21 protein-coding genes are annotated in these 17,511 nt (G+C 34.5%); 15 read left to right on the plus strand and 6 right to left on the minus strand.

Annotated features, from left to right (window positions below):
* Nucleotides 1-24 precede the first annotated feature (24 nt).
* The 8 genes from HP569_RS11300 (at nt 25) to HP569_RS11335 (ending at nt 7,577) form a co-directional block, all read left to right on the plus strand.
* The gene (locus HP569_RS11300) at nt 25-987 is read left to right on the plus strand and encodes a siderophore ABC transporter substrate-binding protein (protein WP_182201288.1); all 963 of its coding nucleotides are present in this window, start codon (nt 25-27) and stop codon (nt 985-987) included.
* 210 nt (nt 988-1,197) lie between these two features.
* Nucleotides 1,198-1,656, plus strand: coding sequence for a chemotaxis protein CheX (locus HP569_RS11305; protein WP_182201289.1), 459 nt, complete (start codon nt 1,198-1,200; stop codon nt 1,654-1,656).
* Nucleotides 1,657-1,765: 109 nt separating this feature from the next.
* Nucleotides 1,766-2,227, plus strand: coding sequence for a chemotaxis protein CheW (locus HP569_RS11310; RefSeq protein ID WP_182201290.1), 462 nt, complete (start codon nt 1,766-1,768; stop codon nt 2,225-2,227).
* 24 nt (nt 2,228-2,251) lie between these two features.
* Nucleotides 2,252-2,611, plus strand: a complete 360-nt coding sequence (locus tag HP569_RS11315; protein WP_182201291.1) for a response regulator — start codon at nt 2,252-2,254, stop codon at nt 2,609-2,611.
* A 54-nt stretch (nt 2,612-2,665) separates the two neighbouring features.
* Nucleotides 2,666-3,895, plus strand: a complete 1,230-nt coding sequence (locus HP569_RS11320) for a methyl-accepting chemotaxis protein (protein ID WP_182201293.1) — start codon at nt 2,666-2,668, stop codon at nt 3,893-3,895.
* Between the two features lie 135 nt (nt 3,896-4,030).
* The gene (locus tag HP569_RS11325; RefSeq protein ID WP_246367118.1) at nt 4,031-4,948 is read left to right on the plus strand and encodes a M14 family metallopeptidase; all 918 of its coding nucleotides are present in this window, start codon (nt 4,031-4,033) and stop codon (nt 4,946-4,948) included.
* A 259-nt stretch (nt 4,949-5,207) separates the two neighbouring features.
* Nucleotides 5,208-6,680, plus strand: a complete 1,473-nt coding sequence (locus tag HP569_RS11330; protein ID WP_182201294.1) for a SulP family inorganic anion transporter — start codon at nt 5,208-5,210, stop codon at nt 6,678-6,680.
* Nucleotides 6,681-7,157: 477 nt separating this feature from the next.
* Nucleotides 7,158-7,577, plus strand: coding sequence for a universal stress protein (locus HP569_RS11335; protein ID WP_182201295.1), 420 nt, complete (start codon nt 7,158-7,160; stop codon nt 7,575-7,577).
* A 64-nt stretch (nt 7,578-7,641) separates the two neighbouring features.
* On the opposite strand, the gene HP569_RS11340 is transcribed toward HP569_RS11335, so the two are convergent.
* Nucleotides 7,642-8,070, minus strand: coding sequence for a GtrA family protein (locus HP569_RS11340; RefSeq protein ID WP_182201296.1), 429 nt, complete (start codon nt 8,068-8,070; stop codon nt 7,642-7,644).
* A gap of 115 nt (nt 8,071-8,185) precedes the next feature.
* Between HP569_RS11340 and HP569_RS11345 the strand changes: the two genes are divergently transcribed.
* Complete coding sequence (locus tag HP569_RS11345) at nt 8,186-8,983, plus strand: VLRF1 family aeRF1-type release factor (protein WP_182201297.1); 798 nt, start codon at nt 8,186-8,188, stop codon at nt 8,981-8,983.
* 40 nt (nt 8,984-9,023) lie between these two features.
* Here HP569_RS11345 and crcB (HP569_RS11350) read toward each other — a convergent pair whose 3' ends face one another.
* Genes crcB (HP569_RS11350) through HP569_RS11370 form a run of 5 tightly spaced genes read right to left on the minus strand, consistent with a single transcriptional unit; the run spans nt 9,024 to nt 11,806 of the window.
* The gene (gene crcB / locus HP569_RS11350; protein ID WP_182201298.1) at nt 9,024-9,380 is read right to left on the minus strand and encodes a fluoride efflux transporter CrcB; all 357 of its coding nucleotides are present in this window, start codon (nt 9,378-9,380) and stop codon (nt 9,024-9,026) included.
* On the minus strand, nt 9,377-9,781 hold the full coding sequence (gene crcB / locus HP569_RS11355) for a fluoride efflux transporter CrcB (RefSeq protein WP_182201299.1): 405 nt from the start codon (nt 9,779-9,781) through the stop codon (nt 9,377-9,379). The genes crcB (HP569_RS11350) and crcB (HP569_RS11355) overlap by 4 nt, the downstream gene beginning before the upstream one ends.
* Entirely contained in the window at nt 9,754-10,179 is a 426-nt protein-coding gene (locus tag HP569_RS11360; protein WP_182201308.1) for a Fur family transcriptional regulator, read from the minus strand. Before HP569_RS11360 ends, crcB (HP569_RS11355) begins: the two co-directional genes overlap by 28 nt.
* Complete coding sequence (locus tag HP569_RS11365; RefSeq protein ID WP_182201300.1) at nt 10,176-11,030, minus strand: metal ABC transporter permease; 855 nt, start codon at nt 11,028-11,030, stop codon at nt 10,176-10,178. The genes HP569_RS11360 and HP569_RS11365 overlap by 4 nt, the downstream gene beginning before the upstream one ends.
* A gap of 14 nt (nt 11,031-11,044) precedes the next feature.
* Nucleotides 11,045-11,806, minus strand: a complete 762-nt coding sequence (locus HP569_RS11370; RefSeq protein WP_182201309.1) for a metal ABC transporter ATP-binding protein — start codon at nt 11,804-11,806, stop codon at nt 11,045-11,047.
* A gap of 230 nt (nt 11,807-12,036) precedes the next feature.
* Between HP569_RS11370 and HP569_RS11375 the strand changes: the two genes are divergently transcribed.
* From HP569_RS11375 to HP569_RS14625, 6 genes are all read left to right on the plus strand, one after another.
* On the plus strand, nt 12,037-12,480 hold the full coding sequence (locus tag HP569_RS11375; RefSeq protein WP_182201301.1) for an Rrf2 family transcriptional regulator: 444 nt from the start codon (nt 12,037-12,039) through the stop codon (nt 12,478-12,480).
* 29 nt (nt 12,481-12,509) lie between these two features.
* On the plus strand, nt 12,510-13,814 hold the full coding sequence (locus HP569_RS11380) for an MFS transporter (protein WP_182201302.1): 1,305 nt from the start codon (nt 12,510-12,512) through the stop codon (nt 13,812-13,814).
* A gap of 164 nt (nt 13,815-13,978) precedes the next feature.
* Nucleotides 13,979-14,296 (plus strand): metal-sensitive transcriptional regulator, encoded by a 318-nt coding sequence (locus HP569_RS11385; RefSeq protein WP_281366459.1) that lies wholly within the window; start codon nt 13,979-13,981, stop codon nt 14,294-14,296.
* 11 nt (nt 14,297-14,307) lie between these two features.
* Entirely contained in the window at nt 14,308-16,692 is a 2,385-nt protein-coding gene (locus HP569_RS11390) for a heavy metal translocating P-type ATPase (RefSeq protein WP_182201303.1), read from the plus strand.
* A gap of 35 nt (nt 16,693-16,727) precedes the next feature.
* A complete protein-coding gene (gene copZ, locus HP569_RS11395; RefSeq protein WP_182201304.1) occupies nt 16,728-16,937 on the plus strand; it encodes a copper chaperone CopZ in 210 nt (69 codons plus the stop codon).
* A gap of 399 nt (nt 16,938-17,336) precedes the next feature.
* A partial coding sequence (locus HP569_RS14625) for a transposase (protein WP_182199881.1) occupies nt 17,337-17,511 on the plus strand: 175 nt, incomplete at its 3' end.

A 17,511-nucleotide genomic window follows, 5' to 3' on the forward strand; every position in this document is an offset into this window, starting at 1 on the left:
AATTTAATAAAGGAGAGGAAAATTATGAAGAGAATATTATTCTTTTTATCAACTATAGCTTTACTATTCATAGTTGCTGCTTGTGGCACAAATAATGATAGTGAAGCAAATGATCAAACAAGTGGCGATACCCAACAAGAGGAGAATGAACAGATAGAGGTAACTCATGAACTAGGTACGACTACAGTACCAAAAAAACCAGAACGTGTTGTCGTTTTTGATTATGGAACATTAGAAACTTTGGATCAATTAGGCGTAGAGATCACTGGTGTACCACAGAGTAACTTACCACCTCATTTAGAAAAATATGGTAAGGATACTTACGAAAATGTGGGTTCAGTAAAAGAGCCAGATTTTGAAGCGCTATCGATAATAGATCCGGATCTTATTATTATTTCTGGACGTCAATCAAATGTATACGAAGAATTATCTGAACTAGCACCTACCATTTATATGGGGGTAGATACAACGGACTATTTGACGTCATTTCAATCAAATGTAAAAACATTAGGAGAAATATTCGGATTAGAAGATAAAGCAAAAGAGAAGTTAGACGAAGTAATGACGACAGTTAATGAAGTTAAATCAATTATCGAATCTTCTGAAGGAAAAGGCTTAGTTATTTTAACAAATGATGGTGGAATTAGTGCATATGGACCAGGATCACGTTTTGGTTTTATACATGATGAATTAGGTGTAACCCCTGCAGACGAAAAAATTGAAGCTTCTACACATGGTCAAAATGTGAGTTTTGAATATATTGCAGAAACAAATCCAGATTACTTGTTTGTAATTGATCGTAATATGATCGTTGGTGGAGAAGCGTCAGCTAAAAAAACGTTAGATAATGATCTTGTCCAAGGAACAAATGCGGCAAAAAACAATAATATTGTCTATCTTAATCCTTATTATTGGTATATTTCAGGAGGCGGACTACTTTCTGTTGAAGAAATGGCGAATGAAATAAAAGAAGGTGTACAGAAATAAAAAAAAGCGTTGTGATTGTGTTTTAAAAAGCTGTCTAAGATAGACCTTTTAAAACCTTTTGCACGCTTTTTTTTATGAAATTTTGATAATAAATAAAAAGTGCTTAACTTCTTACATGTTTATGTCGAAAATAATAGTAATAAAGAAATAGTTTAAAAGAAACACAAAAACATTTTCTATTCGTATTACACATCAGGAAGGAAGAACCTCATGGAAACAAAGAATTTGAATGAAGTTATTAAGGAAGTCTACAATGGAACGATTATAACAGTGAAAAAAGTCATTCCACTTGATCCGAATATAGGGTCACCACAGCTTATCTCACCACCTCTAACAGTTGAACTAGGTGTATTAGTTGGTTTTACAGGAGAAATTAAAGGAGAATTAATTTTACAGGCAAAAGAAAATGTTTTTAGTCACATTGGTGAGAAAATGTTTGGCATGCCGCTCTCTCAAGAAATGTTAGATTCTTTTGCAGGAGAATTAGGTAACATGATTGCAGGAAGCTTATCCACTTATTTAGCTAGTGTTGAAATTAGCACAGATATTACGTATCCGACTGTTTTAAAAGGAAATGCACAATTAACGGGTTTTAAGCGATCTTTCTTTGTAACTATCGAATATGAAAACATTGGTAAAGTAGAAGTGTATTTATTACTAAACCAATAATCTTTAAACGTATTTTGTTTTTATAAAAAATGCTTCGATTAATTTGTAGAAACATGGTATTATTTTCATAGGAAACATTATACATATTATATCGTGAAGGAGATAAATCATGAGTATTGAAAAGTACATTGTATTTCAGTTACAAGGTCAATCTTATGCTGCAAGTATTCAACAAATTGTTTCAATTGAATTGTTGCAGGAAGTAGTTGCTTTACCTCAAACTTCCGAATTTATTGATGGAATAACGACCCTTCGGAATGAAGTAGTCCCAATCATCGATTTAAAAACTCGAATGGGATTAACGCGTTCTCAGCAGACAGATCAAACAAGGGTGCTTTTATCTAATGTGAATCATGTGCAAGTAGGATTTGTAGTGGATGAAGCAAATGATGTGATTGATATTGATGCTTCTACGATCGAAGAGGCACCGACAACGATTAAAGGAGTGAACGGTAATTTTCTACAAGGTGTAGCGAAATTGGAAGACCGTTTATTATTGTTGTTAGATTTAGAGCACATTTTGAATTATGAAGAAGTCAGTGAAGTGAAACAAGTAATAAATGAGCAATAGAGATAAAAGGAGGAAATATACGTAATGGCAAGAATTTTGGTTACAGATGATGCAGCGTTCATGCGTATGCAATTGAAAAATATTTTTACTTCATTAGGGCATGAAGTAGTAGGGGAAGCAGAAAACGGAAAGATTGCAATTGATTTATACAATGAATTAAAACCGGACTTAGTTTCAATGGATATTACAATGCCTGAGATGAACGGTGTCGAGGCAGTAAAAGAAATTAAAAAAAATGATCCGAAAGCAACGATTGTCATGTGTTCTGCAATGGGACAGCAACAAATGGTGCTAGAGGCAATACAAGCTGGTGCAAAAGATTTTATAGTAAAGCCTTTTGATCAAGAACGTATACAACAGGCACTTGGAAAAATACTTTCATAAAAACAATCTTAGTAATTTTAAGCCAGAATAATATTATAATATGGAGTGGTACATATGAAGTTAAGACTTAGTTTGTTTTTTAGCTTTTTATTTGTTATTGTGCTACATAGCTCAGTCACGATTTACACAATAACACAGCTTAAGGATTTCTCAACAGAAGTAATTATTGGATTATCGCTTGTCATTCTTTTAAGCTTTATTATTGCACATTTTTCAGCAAAAAAAATATTGAAACAATTGAAACACATAAATAATAAGCTTGAAATAATAGCAAATAGTAAAACGGACGAACTTCCAGAGCCCTATTTAAAAAACAAAGAGTTTATTCAATTAGATGAATTAATTGATACATCATATGATAAATCACACCAAATGGATTCTTTTGTAGCAGAGGTTTCTGACCAAATTGATACAAAGAGCAAAACTTTAGATGAAAGTAGAGATATTCTAGAAAAGGATAGTAATAATATTACTGCTATTCTTCATGAAATCTCTAGCGGATCGGAAGAACAAGCTAACTCAGCTTCTTCATTAACTGAAACGATGCAACAATTTACTAATACGATTATGAATGTTGTATTAAATGGTGAAAACATTAAAGAGGAATCAAAATCTATGTTATCGATCACAGATGAAGGTACCAATTTAATGCATCAATCTGTTGATAAAATGAGTGTCATCGATCAAACAATCAAAGAGTCTCTTGAAAAAGTTAAAGGTTTAGATGTGATGACAGATAAGATTACTAGTTTGGTAACAGTTATCCAAGGTATTGCAGAACAAACAAATATATTAGCCCTTAATGCGGCAATTGAAGCAGCTCGAGCAGGTGAACATGGACAAAGTTTTGCGGTTGTTGCTGATGAAGTAAGAAAATTGGCAGAACAAGTAAGTCACTCAATTACCGATATCACACATACAACAAATGGTATTCAAGAAGAATCAAAAGCTGCAGTTTCTGTTTTAGAAAAAGGGTATGAAGCTGTAAATGAAGGCTCATCACAAATCAAAACAACAGGTTCTACGTTTGATCAATTAAAACAGATCATTAATAATGTAGGAAAAGAAATTGAGGACGTATCAAGTAATCTGTATGATGTATTAGATAGTACAAAGGTTATTAATGATTCAATTACAAATATTGCTTCTGTTTCTGAAGAATCTGCTGCTGGAATAGAAGAGGCAACAACCTCGTCAGAGAATCTAACTAAGTCAGTAAATAATATCCGTGCAAATCAACAAGAACTAGATAAAAAAGTTAGAGAATTATTATCTCATTTTTAATCATAAGAACATGAATCAACAATTGTTGGTTCATGTTTTTTTGATCGATAATGTAAAAAGTAAATGACGGTATCTATTAAACTTTTTGAATAACCTCTTCTCATAATCATAGATATAGAATAGGAGGGGTTACTTGTGGAAAAAATTATTTGTGCAAAGCAAGTTTACACATATGATAGATTATTTAAAGATGCCATGAGACTAATGGATCGTTATCCTAACTTAATAAAGACAGAAATAATAGGATATTCAATAGAGAATCGCAAACTTATAGCTCTTCAATTAGGTAATGGTCCTGATAAAATATTTATTAGTGGAGCGCATCATGCAAGAGAATGGCTAACAACACCATTATTAATGGACATAATAGAAACCTATGCAACAATGGGAGATGACATGTCACCTTCAACAAAACAAAGAATAAAAAGTATACTGCATACTTGTACATTTATATTTGTTCCAATGGTTAATCCGGATGGAGTGACGCTTGTACAAAAGGGTATACAATCAACAAAGGATAAGCACCTTTTAATAAAGTGGAATCAGGGATCAGATGATTTTTCAGCATGGAAGGCAAATATTAATGGTGTTGATTTAAATAGACAGTACCCAGTTGATTGGGCTGATATTCAATCTGATCCTGGAAAACCTTTATTAGAAAATTTCAAAGGGTATACTCCTTTATCTGAACCAGAGGCTTTGGCGGTTTATAATTATGTGCAGTCACAGTCAATCAAGATAGCTGCTGCATATCATTCCTCAGGAGAAGAAATTTTTTGGAAATATAAGAGTAAAGGGGAATTAGAAAGAAGTTCAAAAGAGATAGCTTTAAAATTAGCAGAATTGACAGGATATGAATTGATTTTTCCAAGTGATAATCCAAGTGGAGGAGGCTTCACAGATTGGTTTATTTCCTATTATAAACGACCAAGCTTTACAATTGAAATTGCGCCTTATGTTGGACCAAAACCTGTTCCAATTAGGTATTATGATTCCATTTTTCAAAAAAATAAATTAGTTCCACTGCTATTGGCAGAGAATCGAAACCTTTAGTATATGAGAACACCAATAATTAATAGCTGAGTCCATGTATGGTTCTTAGCTTTTTTCTTTGTGACAAAATAAATTTAGCATATTGTCGAAAAGTCTTGAAAAGTAACGAGATTCGAAGTAAACCTAATATATTTGCGCTTACATGCTGTTTGTCGTGTGATTTGATTTATGGTATTATCCAATCTGTTCACAACGGTCCCGACTTTTATGAGAGTTAAAAGTCACAAATTAAGAAACAGAAAAAGAGAGAGGTGTAATATTGACTATTTCAAAAATACAACAGGAATGGTTTAGTAACGTAAAAGGGGATGTATTAGCTGGTATTGTTGTTGCTCTTGCTTTAATTCCAGAAGCAATAGCTTTTTCAATTATAGCTGGTGTAAACCCAATGGTAGGTCTTTATGCTTCCTTTTGTATAGCGGTTGTTATCGCATTTACAGGAGGACGTCCAGGTATGATTTCGGCTGCTACAGGTGCAATGGCTCTATTAATGGGATCATTGGTAGCGGAGCATGGTTTACAATATTTATTTGCTGCTACTATTTTAACTGGAATTATTCAATTTATTTTAGGTATCGGTGGTATAGCAAGATTTATGAAATTTATCCCAAGGTCCGTTATGATGGGATTTGTTAATGCCTTAGCTATTTTAATTTTCACTGCACAATTACCGCATTTTGTTGATGAAACATGGGTAATGTATGCAATGGTAGCCGGAGCTTTAGCGATTATCTATTTGTTACCAAGGTTGACTAATGTTGTACCTGCTCCACTTGTTGCAATTGTTGTCATTAGTGCGATAGCTATTTATACAGGAAGTGATGTACGTACAGTTGGTGATATGGGTGAATTAACACAAACATTGCCTATGTTTTTAATACCTAATATTCCATTAACTTTTGAGACACTAACGATTATCTTTCCATATGCATTAGCTTTATCTATTGTTGGTCTTTTGGAATCATTTCTGACTGCACAAATTGTTGATGATATGACAGATACAGATAGCAACAAGAATAAAGAGGCAAAAGGACAAGGAATCGCTAATGTAATTAGTGGATTTTTTGGTGGAATGGCAGGTTGTGCTATGATAGGACAATCTGTTATTAATGTGAAATCAGGTGGAAGAGGTAGACTATCTGCTTTAACTGCTGGTGTATTCTTGATGATGCTTATTCTAGTATTCAATGATCTTCTTATTCAAATCCCAATGGCCGCACTTGTTGGTGTGATGATTATGGTTTCCATTGGTACGTTTGATTGGCAATCAGTGCTCACTATTCATAAGATGCCAGTAACGGATTCGGTAGTAATGGTTGTCACAGTTGCAACTGTCGTTTACACACATAATTTAGCTATTGGTGTTGTAGCTGGTGTATTATTAAGTGCAATCTTCTTTGCCGCAAAAATTTCAAAAGTACATGTTAATACAATGTTAGCTGATGGTGGTAAGAAGAAAGTATTTCAAATATCAGGACAACTGTTTTTTGCTTCAGTCACAGAGTTTGTTGCTCAATTCGATTTCAAAGAGGAGATAGAGCAAGTGGAATTAGATTTTAGTCAAACTCATATTTGGGATGATTCTGCTGTAGGTGCGATTGATAAAATCGTACTTAAGTATAATGAGAATGGAAAACAGGTTACTATTGTAGGGTTAAATCAAGCAAGTAGTACATTAATTGAGAAGCGTGCAATGTTTGATAAAGCCAATGCCAATGTAGCAAATCATTAATATAATAAACAGTTCAGTACAACCTGCATGATAAGATATGCAAGTAGCGCTGAACTGTTTTTTTGCTTGGATACTAAATTTGATGTTGCGCGCGCTGTTCTTCTAACTTTTACTATAGAAAAATAGTTAATTCGAACAGAAGGCGTGGGAACGAAGTAATGAACGACCCAATTAGTGGTTGATTAGAACAAAAAGTAGTCAAAAGAAGTAATGATTGAACGAATTAGTGGTTGATTCGAACAAAATGTGGTCAAAAGAAGTGATGAATGACCAAATTAGTGGTTAATTCGAACAAAATGAGCAGAAAATAAAGCACAGGATTTCATAAGTTGTATTTAATGGATATTTGTGCAAGTAGTATGGAGCTTTTTTTAAGTAACAAATGAAAAAAACATATGTATAATGTATGGGTTAAAAACGCAAAGACGTAAAAAAATGTTATAATAATGAAAAACAAAACGGATTGGAGAATGTCAGATGTATAATCATATCTTATTGGCCTCAGATGGTTCGGAGCATGCTATTCGAGCTTGTCAAAATGCAATGATATTAGCTGAAAATAATCCAAACGCGACGATTATGATTGTCTTTGTAGTGGATGGAGCTGCTTCTAAAACGGATGTAATACATCATTGGAATGCAATGGACCTTGACCATAGTCGAAAAGAAAAATTAATGATCACAGAAAGAAAATTAAAAGAAAAAAATATTCCATACGAAATCAAAATTCTTCACGGGGAACCTGGACCGGCTATTGTAAAGTTTGCTAATGAAAGTAATGTGGATATTTGTGTGATTGGCAGCCGTGGATTAAATAGTCTTCAAGAAATGGTATTAGGAAGTGTTAGCCATAAAGTAGCAAAACGAGTAGAATGTCCAGTTTTAATAGTTAAATAGACGTGAATAATGAAAATACACAGGAGAAATGGTGTTATAACCCACCTATTTCCCATGTGTATTTTTACTTATTAAAAACAAAATACTTCATTAAAAAGAAACTCGTCGTCGAAGAAAGAAACATTGCCATACCTTTTGAAATGTTTTGTTTAACAAATCCAGAAAAATGTATAATTGTTTGAAATTCTAATATTTCAAACAAACCAAGAAATACAAGATTGCTGACACCTAATGCAATCATTGCTTGTAAAATAAATAATGACAATTCTTTTCTCCCAAAAAATGAACGGTGTCGAAACGTATATTTTGTGTTCCAAATATAACTGTTAAAAATCGCTAATAGATATGCAATGGTGTTAAATAGCAGTAAAATATTATGATTCGTAGAAGGCCAAATAGCTAATAAAATATTTAATGAAAGAATGTCAACTAACGCATTGCTTCCTCCAATTACACTAAACTGTGCTACTTGCCATTTCATTTGTTTAGCCATTACTTATCGTCCTTCAATCGTTGGAATGTATAGAAAGATGTTTGACTGATCTGCATTTAGGATACACTCTACTAAGTGATATTTCAATGACATTCTAAAGGAGGACGTATAAAGTATGCAAATAAATAAACAGTGGAATAAGCTAAAAACGATGCAACTAACGAAACCTGATAGTGTGTTAACGATGTATTTAAATACAGATCCAGCTGATCCCGAGCAACAAGGTGGAGAGTGGAAAATACATTTAAAAAATGGATTAAATAGTTTTGAAAATTATCTAAAAGAAGACAAAGAGGAATTGAAAAAATTTCAATCCGTGCGTAAAAAAATAGACGAATTTATTAATGAGAATCAGAAGAATCTAAAAAAAGGTGTCGTTATTATTGCTACATCAGATGATTCTTTTTGGCTAGCAGAAATATTACAAGTGTCTGTGGAAACAAATTTTTATTGGCAAGAAACTCCGGTTATTGAACAATTGGAGGAAATGTATAGTCAATATCCTAAGTCTGGAGTAGTCTTAGTACAACAAAATCAGGTGAAAACAATAGAGACGGAACTTGGAGAAGTTGGTGAAACAAAACACTTTGAATTAGATATTGATACAGAAGATTGGCGTCAATATGCCGGTCCGCATCGAGCAGATGCATCGATGGGTAAAGGCGGTAGAAATACACAAATCGATCAATTTAAGAAAAGGTTCGAGGAAAATCGAAAACGTTGGTATAAAAGTCTAGCACCAACCTTAGATAAACAAGCAAAAGACAATCAATGGCAGAAAATATATATATCTGGTGAACAAGAAGAAGCAAATGATTTAGCAGAATATATGCAGAAAGAAATTGAAGCAGTAATGCACCAAAACATTTTAGATCGTGAAGAACACTACGTTATAGAAAAAATTATTGGATAACATAAAAAATCGAGCGTATCTAAGAGATACGCTCGATTTCTCAAGTTAATAGAAAAATAATGGCGACTCCAGCTAGGCTGACTAAAATGGAGCTTAAACAATAGAAAAATGCTTGAAAATATTTATTGGATAAAATCATTTCTAAGGTTTCTGTACCAAAGGTTGAAAAGGTCGTATATGCCCCACAAAATCCTGTCCCAAATAATAGCCATAGAGATGGAGAAATGATACTTTTCTCGAAACTAACAAATAAAATGCCTAATAAGATTGAGCCAGTAATATTAGCAATCCAAGTACCATATGGTCGCAATGGATTAGTACGATTTAATTTAATTCCCAAAAAATAGCGTGCATTCGCTCCGAGAAATCCTCCACAAGCAATATATAGTAGGCTCATTCTATTACCTCCTTGTTGGGTGACTTCTTATTGGCTAGTAAATAACCTATAAAACAAGCAAGTAGCCCAACAACTATACTTAAAGTGGAATACATAATCCCTACCAATAAGTGATCGGTAAGCAATGTGAACGTTTCTACGGTGAACGTTGAGAAAGTTGTAAACGAACCAATGATCCCGGTATTAATAGCAAGCTTAATATCGTTTGGCACATTTTTTTTAATAAATGCATAGTTTGTCAGAAACGCTAGTACAAAACAGCCCAAAATATTAGCAATCAATGTACCATATGGAAAAGCATCTGTTGAAAATAGTTGTGCCATTCCGTATCGTAATAGAGATCCAATTGCCCCACCTGAACCAATAAAAATGATTAATACATAGGTGCTTCTACTTGGCAACTTGGACACATCCCGTAAATTTCAAACTTATGATCATCTATCATAAAACCTTTTAACTCATCTTGAATATCGTCCATTGGGCACTGATGAATTTCTTTTGTAATACCACAATTTTTACATATGAAATGGTGGTGATGGTGATGATCACATCTCATACGGAAGTGCTTTTCTCCGTTTAACTCGGTAGACTCCAATATTTCCAATTGATCAAATAAATGTAGATTACGATAAATCGTATCAAAACTAATGCCTTCAAAATTTGGTTCCATATGTTTTAATAGATCTTTTGCAGTGCGATATCGATTTTCATGACTAAAAAAAGTTAACATTACTTCTCGTTTATCTGTATATTTATATCCTTCTTTTTTCAGAACGGATAAAGCCTCTTCTACTTTCATTGAATCACCGTCTTTCGTGTAAAGTAGTTCCATAATTTTTTACTAAAGATAGTTAAAATTAAGATAATAATAGACGTCAATACGATCGTACCCCCTGGTGGGATCTCGAAATAATAGCCTGTTAATAAACCTATGATAACAGATAATTCTCCAAAGATGACAGAGAAAAATATAGTTTGTTTAAATCCTTTAGCAATACGGATACTAGCTGCAACAGGAAGAGTCATTAAAGCAGATACGAGTAAAACACCAACAATTCGAATAGAAGCGGAAATAACCAACGCGGTTAAAACAATAAAGATAAAATGTATTCTTTTTGAATGAATCCCTGAAACCACTGCATGCTCCTCATCGAAGGATAGCATAAATAGCTCTTTGTAAAACAAGAAAAGAACAGTTAACACAATAATAGTGATGACCACAATACTCCACAAATCATTTCGACTTACTGCAGTAACCGACCCGAATAAATAACCATATAAATCTGTATTGAACCCATCAGCTAAGGAGATGAAAATAACACTTAGACCAACACCACCAGATAAAATAATAGGTATCGCTAACTCTTGATATGCTTTATATACACTACGCAATCGTTCAATAAATATCGAACCAACTACCGAAAATCCCATCCCTGCGTAAAAAGGAGATAGAAATAACACCCCATATTTTTTTTCTAAAAATAAGCCAAATGCTATTCCACCTAATGTGACATGTGAGAGGGCATCTGCAATAAGTGATAATCTTCTTACGACAACAAATGTCCCTAATAAGGGCCCAATTAGCCCAATTAATAAACCGGTGTAAAATGTATTTTGTAAAAAATCATACGTAAAAAAAAGATTAAGCAAACCTGTCACTTCCTTTAATGTTCATGTTGATGTGTTACTACCTGTAGCGGGTGCCCGTAAAAATTAGATAATTGATTGTCTGACAGGCGAGCGAATGCTTCCGTGTCTCCATGAAAATGTAGCTGCTTATTTAAACAAGCAATTCCATTGGCATGTTTTGTCATTGTGCCAATGTCATGAGAAACAAGTAGTAAACTAATGTTGTTCTCTTCATTTAATTGATGAAGTAAATCGTAAAATTTCTTTACATTCTCTGTATCAATTCCAACGGTAGGTTCATCAAGGATAAGTAGTGATGGGTCGCTTACTAATGAACGAGCAATAAATATACGTTGTTGTTGACCACCTGAAAGTGAACCGATATTAGTATCTAAATATTCCTTCATGCCTACTAAATCGACAGCATGCTCGACTTTTTGTTTATGCTGCTTTGTGAAGAAGCGGAAATAACCAACATTGGCAGTTAATCCAGTTGAAACAACTTCTCTAACAGTAGCCGGAAAGCCTCGATTAAATGAATTAGCTTTTTGAGAAACAAAACCGATTTTATTCCATTTTTTAAAATTCTCTATTTTTTCGCCAAATAACTCAATAGAACCTTGTTGCGGCTTTAATAAGCCGAGCAATAATTTGATTAAAGTTGTTTTTCCCCCGCCATTTGGTCCGACTAATCCTAAAAATGCACCAGTTGGTATGTCAAGGTTGATATCCTGTAAAGCATGCTTTGATTCATAAGCATAGCTTACATGATTAAAACGAACGATAGGAGATGTCAATGTAAACACCAGACTTTCTATGTAAATTTCTTTAGTATTATATCGTAAGTATTCCGTTTTGTAAATAAGAACAATTCCGTTTTAATTGAGAGGTCACTAGAATGCGCTTGGAAATTTAACGGTGAAAAGTATTAAATATAGTAGTGAAAAACTTATAAGAACAATAGATTGACGTGAAAAAATAAAGAGGATATTATAGATACATTAAATCTATAATTAGGAGACTAAACATGCAATATTCAAAAGCGACGAATTACGCACTTCATTCAATGGTTTTTCTTGCTTTAATACCAAAAGAAAAAACGATTGGTGTCAGACCTTTGGCTGAATTTCAAAATGTATCACCAACATACTTGTCTAAAGTACTCACCAATTTAGTTAAAGCAGGCTTTATACAATCTACACCAGGCGTAAAGGGAGGATATCAATTAATAAAAGATACGACTGATATTACGTTGTTAGAAATAATTCATGCAATTGAAGGGTCAGCAACGTTATTTAATTGTCGTTTAAATAATAATGATTTACATGATCATCATCATTGTCTGATTCAAGAAGTAATGGAAGAAGCAGAAAAGAAAATGGAAAATCATTTGAAAAAACAGACATTACAGGGCATTGTAAAGCAAGTCGATAAAAATAAGATGTCATACTTACTATCAAAATCTGTATAAGCTTGATGAGGTTTGAAGGAGAATAATTAATGTTTACATTTAAAACTGAAGATATAGAAGAAATAGCAGGTTCGCCTGATTTACAAAAAGCTTTATATAAGCGAACATTAGCAGTAATATTACTTTCTCAAACGCTTGGTGGTGCGGGCTTAGCCGCTGGAATAACAGTTGGTGCATTGTTAGCACAACAAATGTTAGGCGTGGATAGCTTAGCAGGATTACCTACTGCACTGTTTACTTTAGGAGCGGCATTTTCTGCTTATCTTGTTGGTCGAATTACACAAGCACGTGGAAGAAGAATTGGGCTCTCTTTTGGCTTTTTAACTGGCGGATTAGGAGCACTAGGGGTTGTTATAGCTGCCAATATAGATAATGTAGTGTTTCTTTTAATTTCGTTATTTATATATGGTGCTGGTACTTCAACAAATTTGCAAGCAAGATATGCTGGTATTGATCTAGCAGGAGAAAAACAAAGAGCAAAAGCTGCAAGTATCGCAATGGTTGCAACAACATTTGGTGCTGTAGCTGGTCCTAATCTTGTTACCCCAATGGGGCATATAGCTGAAAGGTTAGGTATGCCGACACTAGCTGGACCATTTTTACTTGCGATGGTTGCCTATAGCCTAGCAGGAATCGTATTTTATTTCTTTTTGAAACCAGATCCATTACTTGTTGCGCGTGCAATTGAGAATAGGAAGCAATCAGAAACAGAAACTGCTATTCAATATCAACCAAATGATGGCATCCAACGATCAGGTATTATAGTTGGTGCCACTGTATTAATTTTGGCACAAGTGATTATGGTCGGTATTATGACAATGACGCCAATACACATCGAACAAAATGGAAGTGCGTTATCTGCGGTTGGGTTTGTCATCGGGCTTCATATAGCTGCCATGTATTTACCATCGCTTGTTACAGGAACGCTAGTGGATAAACTTGGTAGAATGAAGATGGTTGTTGCAGGTGCGTTAATATTATCACTTGCAGGAGTAATTGCAGCATTTGCTCCTGGCAATGCGATTGGATTAATTACACTGTCACTTGTTTTGTTAGGTTTAGGCTGGAATTTTGGTGTGTTAAGTGGAACCGCAATCGTCGTGGATGCCACAACAATAAAAAACCGAGCAAAAATCCAAGGAACAATCGATGTAGGTGTGGCAATTGGTGGCTCCATTGGTAGTATCTCATCAAGTGTGATTGTTGCTAATTCCAGTTATGGTGTATTAGGCTTAACTGGAGCTTATCTATCACTTATGCTCGTTCCACTTATTATTTGGAGGTATCTGAAAATAAAAAGAACGAAAACCCCGTTCTCCTCTGACAACGACTAAAAGATGAAATGAATCATACAAAAGAATAAGGTGCAGTAAAAAAGCAGGATTAACCTCTAACACGGTTAGTCCTGTTTCTTTTTAAAGAAAAAGAAAGACCACTTGACTTTATACCGTAGAGGGGTATAGTATAGAGGTGAATAAGGAAAGAAAGGATGTTTTCTATGGATCAAATAAATAATATTGATTTACATCCAGATCACAAAGTTGACCATCGTACAGATGCACAGAAACAAAGTGTTATTAATCGATTAAAACGAATAGAAGGTCAAGTTCGTGGTGTACAAAAAATGGTGGAAGAAGACCGGTATTGTGTCGATGTACTTGTCCAAATATCAGCAATAGATGCAGCGTTAAAAAAAGTTGGTTATTCTTTGATGGAAGATCATACAAAACATTGTGTGGCAAATGCCATTCAATCAGGTAATGGTGAAGCGTCGATTGATGAGTTAATGAAAGTAGTGAAGCAGTTCTCAAAATAAGGAGTTTTACTATGAGCGAAAATAAAAAAATGAATGTCACGATTACAGGAATGACCTGTGCTTCGTGCTCATCTAGAATAGAAAAAGTTTTGAATAAGACGGAAGGAATTGATGCGAAAGTAAACTTGGCATTAGAAAACGCATCGATTCAATACGATTCAGACAGTGTAAGCTCTGAACAAATCGTTAACAAGATTGAGAAGCTAGGTTATGGTGTCACTCCTGAAAAGGTAGCTTTTGATGTAACAGGAATGACTTGTGCTGCTTGTTCAAATAAAATCGAGAAGGTTTTGAACAAAATGGACGGAGTATCTAATGCTTCTGTTAATTTATCGAGTGAAGTCGCAAATGTTTCTTATTACCCTGGCCTAGTGAGTGAAGAAGAATTAATAGAACGTATTGAAAAACTAGGATACGGTGCGAGACAGCAAGCCGGAGAAAAGCAAAAGGAAGATCGAAAACAACAAGAAATAAAGAAAATGAAAACGAAGCTAATTATTTCTGCTATTTTGTCCATCCCGTTATTATTTACAATGGGCGTTCATTTATTTAATGCGCCAATGCCGGATTTTCTTATGAATCCTTGGTTTCAGATGGCATTAGCGACTCCTGTTCAATTTATTATTGGATGGCAGTTTTATGTCGGGTCATATAAAAACTTAAGAAATGGTTCAGCAAATATGGATGTGTTAGTAGCTTTAGGAACAAGTGCTGCTTACTTTTATAGTGTTTATGAAGGTTTTCAAACAATTGGTAATCCTGCATATGAACCGCATTTATATTTTGAAACAAGTGCTATTTTAATTACTTTAATTCTATTAGGTAAATATTTCGAAACATTAGCTAAAGGAAGAACTACTCAAGCACTTTCTAAGTTATTGGATTTACAAGCTAAAGAAGCAAGAGTTTTAATCAATGGAGAAGAGAAAATGATACCTGTGGATCAAGTACAGGTAAGTGACATCCTTGTTGTTAAACCGGGTGAAAAGATTCCGGTAGACGGTATGATTACTAAAGGAACCACCGCATTGGATGAATCGATGATCACAGGAGAGTCTATTCCTGTTGAGAAAAAAGTTGACGATTCTGTTATTGGCGCAACAATCAACAAAAATGGAACAATTCAATTTAAAGCGACTAAAGTAGGAAAAGATACTGCACTGTCTAATATTGTTAAAATTGTTGAAGAAGCGCAAGGATCTAAAGCACCAATTCAACGGATGGCAGATGTTATTTCTGGTATATTTGTGCCTATCGTTGTAGGGATTGCTATTATAACCTTTATTGTATGGTTTACCTTAGTCAATCCGGGCGTCGTATCTGATGCATTAGTTGCTGCAATTGCTGTTTTAGTTATTGCTTGTCCATGTGCGCTTGGCCTAGCAACACCGACATCAATCATGGTGGGAACAGGTAAAGCAGCAGAAGTGGGTATTTTATTCAAAGGTGGAGAACACTTAGAGCAAACAGGAAAAATTAATACAATCATTTTAGATAAAACAGGAACCATTACAAAAGGGAAGCCATCGGTAACAGATTTTAGTGGAAATAAAGATGTCTTATCCTTAGTGGTTAGTGCAGAGAATAGTTCTGAACACCCGCTTGCAGAAGCGATTGTTCATTATGGTAAGCAAGAGCAAGTGGAAATCAAAGACACAGAAAGTTTTGAGGCGATACCTGGCTATGGTATTGAAGCTGTCATTGATAATCGTCAAGTATTGGTAGGTACGCCAAGGTTATTAGAAAAGCATCTTATTTCAGCTGAAGACTTCCTTTCAGATATGCACAAACTAGAAGAGGAAGGAAAAACAGTGATGCTTATTGCAGTAGATGGAAGCTATCAAGGAATGATTGCGGTAGCAGATACAGTTAAACCGACTGCAAAAACAGCATTAAAACAGTTGAAAGATGCAGGGATAGAATTAGTTATGCTCACTGGTGATAACCCAACAACAGCAAAAGCAATTGCAAATGAAGTTGGAATTGATAAAGTAATTGCTCAAGTTATTCCTGAACAAAAGGCAGATGAAGTGAAAAAAATCCAAACAGAGGGTAAAAAAGTTGCGATGGTTGGAGACGGAATTAATGATGCTCCAGCACTAGTCGTAGCTGATATTGGTATTGCGATCGGTACAGGAACTGATGTAGCAATTGAAGCAGCCGATGTTACTATTCTTGGTGGAGAACTAACCTTACTTCCCAAAGCATTAAAAATGAGCAAAGCCACAATGAAAAATATTAGACAAAATTTATTCTGGGCTTTAGCCTATAACAGTGCAGGCATTCCTATTGCAGCTGTAGGTTTACTTGCTCCATGGGTAGCAGGAGCGGCTATGGCGTTCAGTTCTGTAAGTGTTGTGTCAAATGCATTGCGATTAAAAAGAGTAAAGCTTTAATTAGCTTCAATATACTATAAGAAAGGTGAGATAAAATGAAAGAACTAACTTTAGAAGTAAGAGGTATGTCATGTGGACATTGTAAAACAAGTGTAGAAGGTGCATTAAATGAACTTAAAGGCGTGACGGAAGCAACAGTAAATTTAGAAGCTGGGACAGTTGACGTGACATTTGATGAAAACCAAGTAACAAAAGCACAACTAACAGATGCTATTGAAGAGCAAGGATATGACGTAGTAGCCTAATAATGCTTTTTATATAAAAAGAGGTTGTGCAAAACTAAATAAAGATCAGTAGAAAACGGATAATAATACCTTATTTAAGGATCATTATCCGTTTTTTTGAGCAAATAAATTAGCTGTGGAAATATACGATACTCCTCGAAAATAAAAAGCTATTTTCTTCGTGCGATGTTTCGCTGCCGAAGCGTTCCTTGTCCTGCAGGAACAGCGCGAGCTGAAGATCCACTCATTAAAGCGTTTTTTTGCTTTAATGAGTTAGCTGAAGCCGTGCCTGCGGAAAGAGAGTATATTTCCACAGCGATGTTTGTTCTACTCAACTAAAATAAAAGTTCGGATTTCTATTGAGAAATGTACTGCACCCCAAAAGTTAGAGTGAAATTCTAACTTTTGGGGTGTATTTTTATGGCTAAATATAGTGAACAATTTAAATTAATGCTAGTAAAAGAATATCAAGATGGAAAATTGGGTTATGATATATTAGCAAGGAAGCACGGTATGAAAAGCAGTTCACCATTAAAAAGATGGGTAAAGGTATTTGAGAAATTTGGAGTGGAGGGATTAATGAGGAAAAAACATA

Origin of the sequence: Paraliobacillus salinarum (genome assembly GCF_014083865.1) — a bacterium.
GTDB classification, from domain to species: domain Bacteria; phylum Bacillota; class Bacilli; order Bacillales; family Amphibacillaceae; genus Paraliobacillus; species Paraliobacillus salinarum.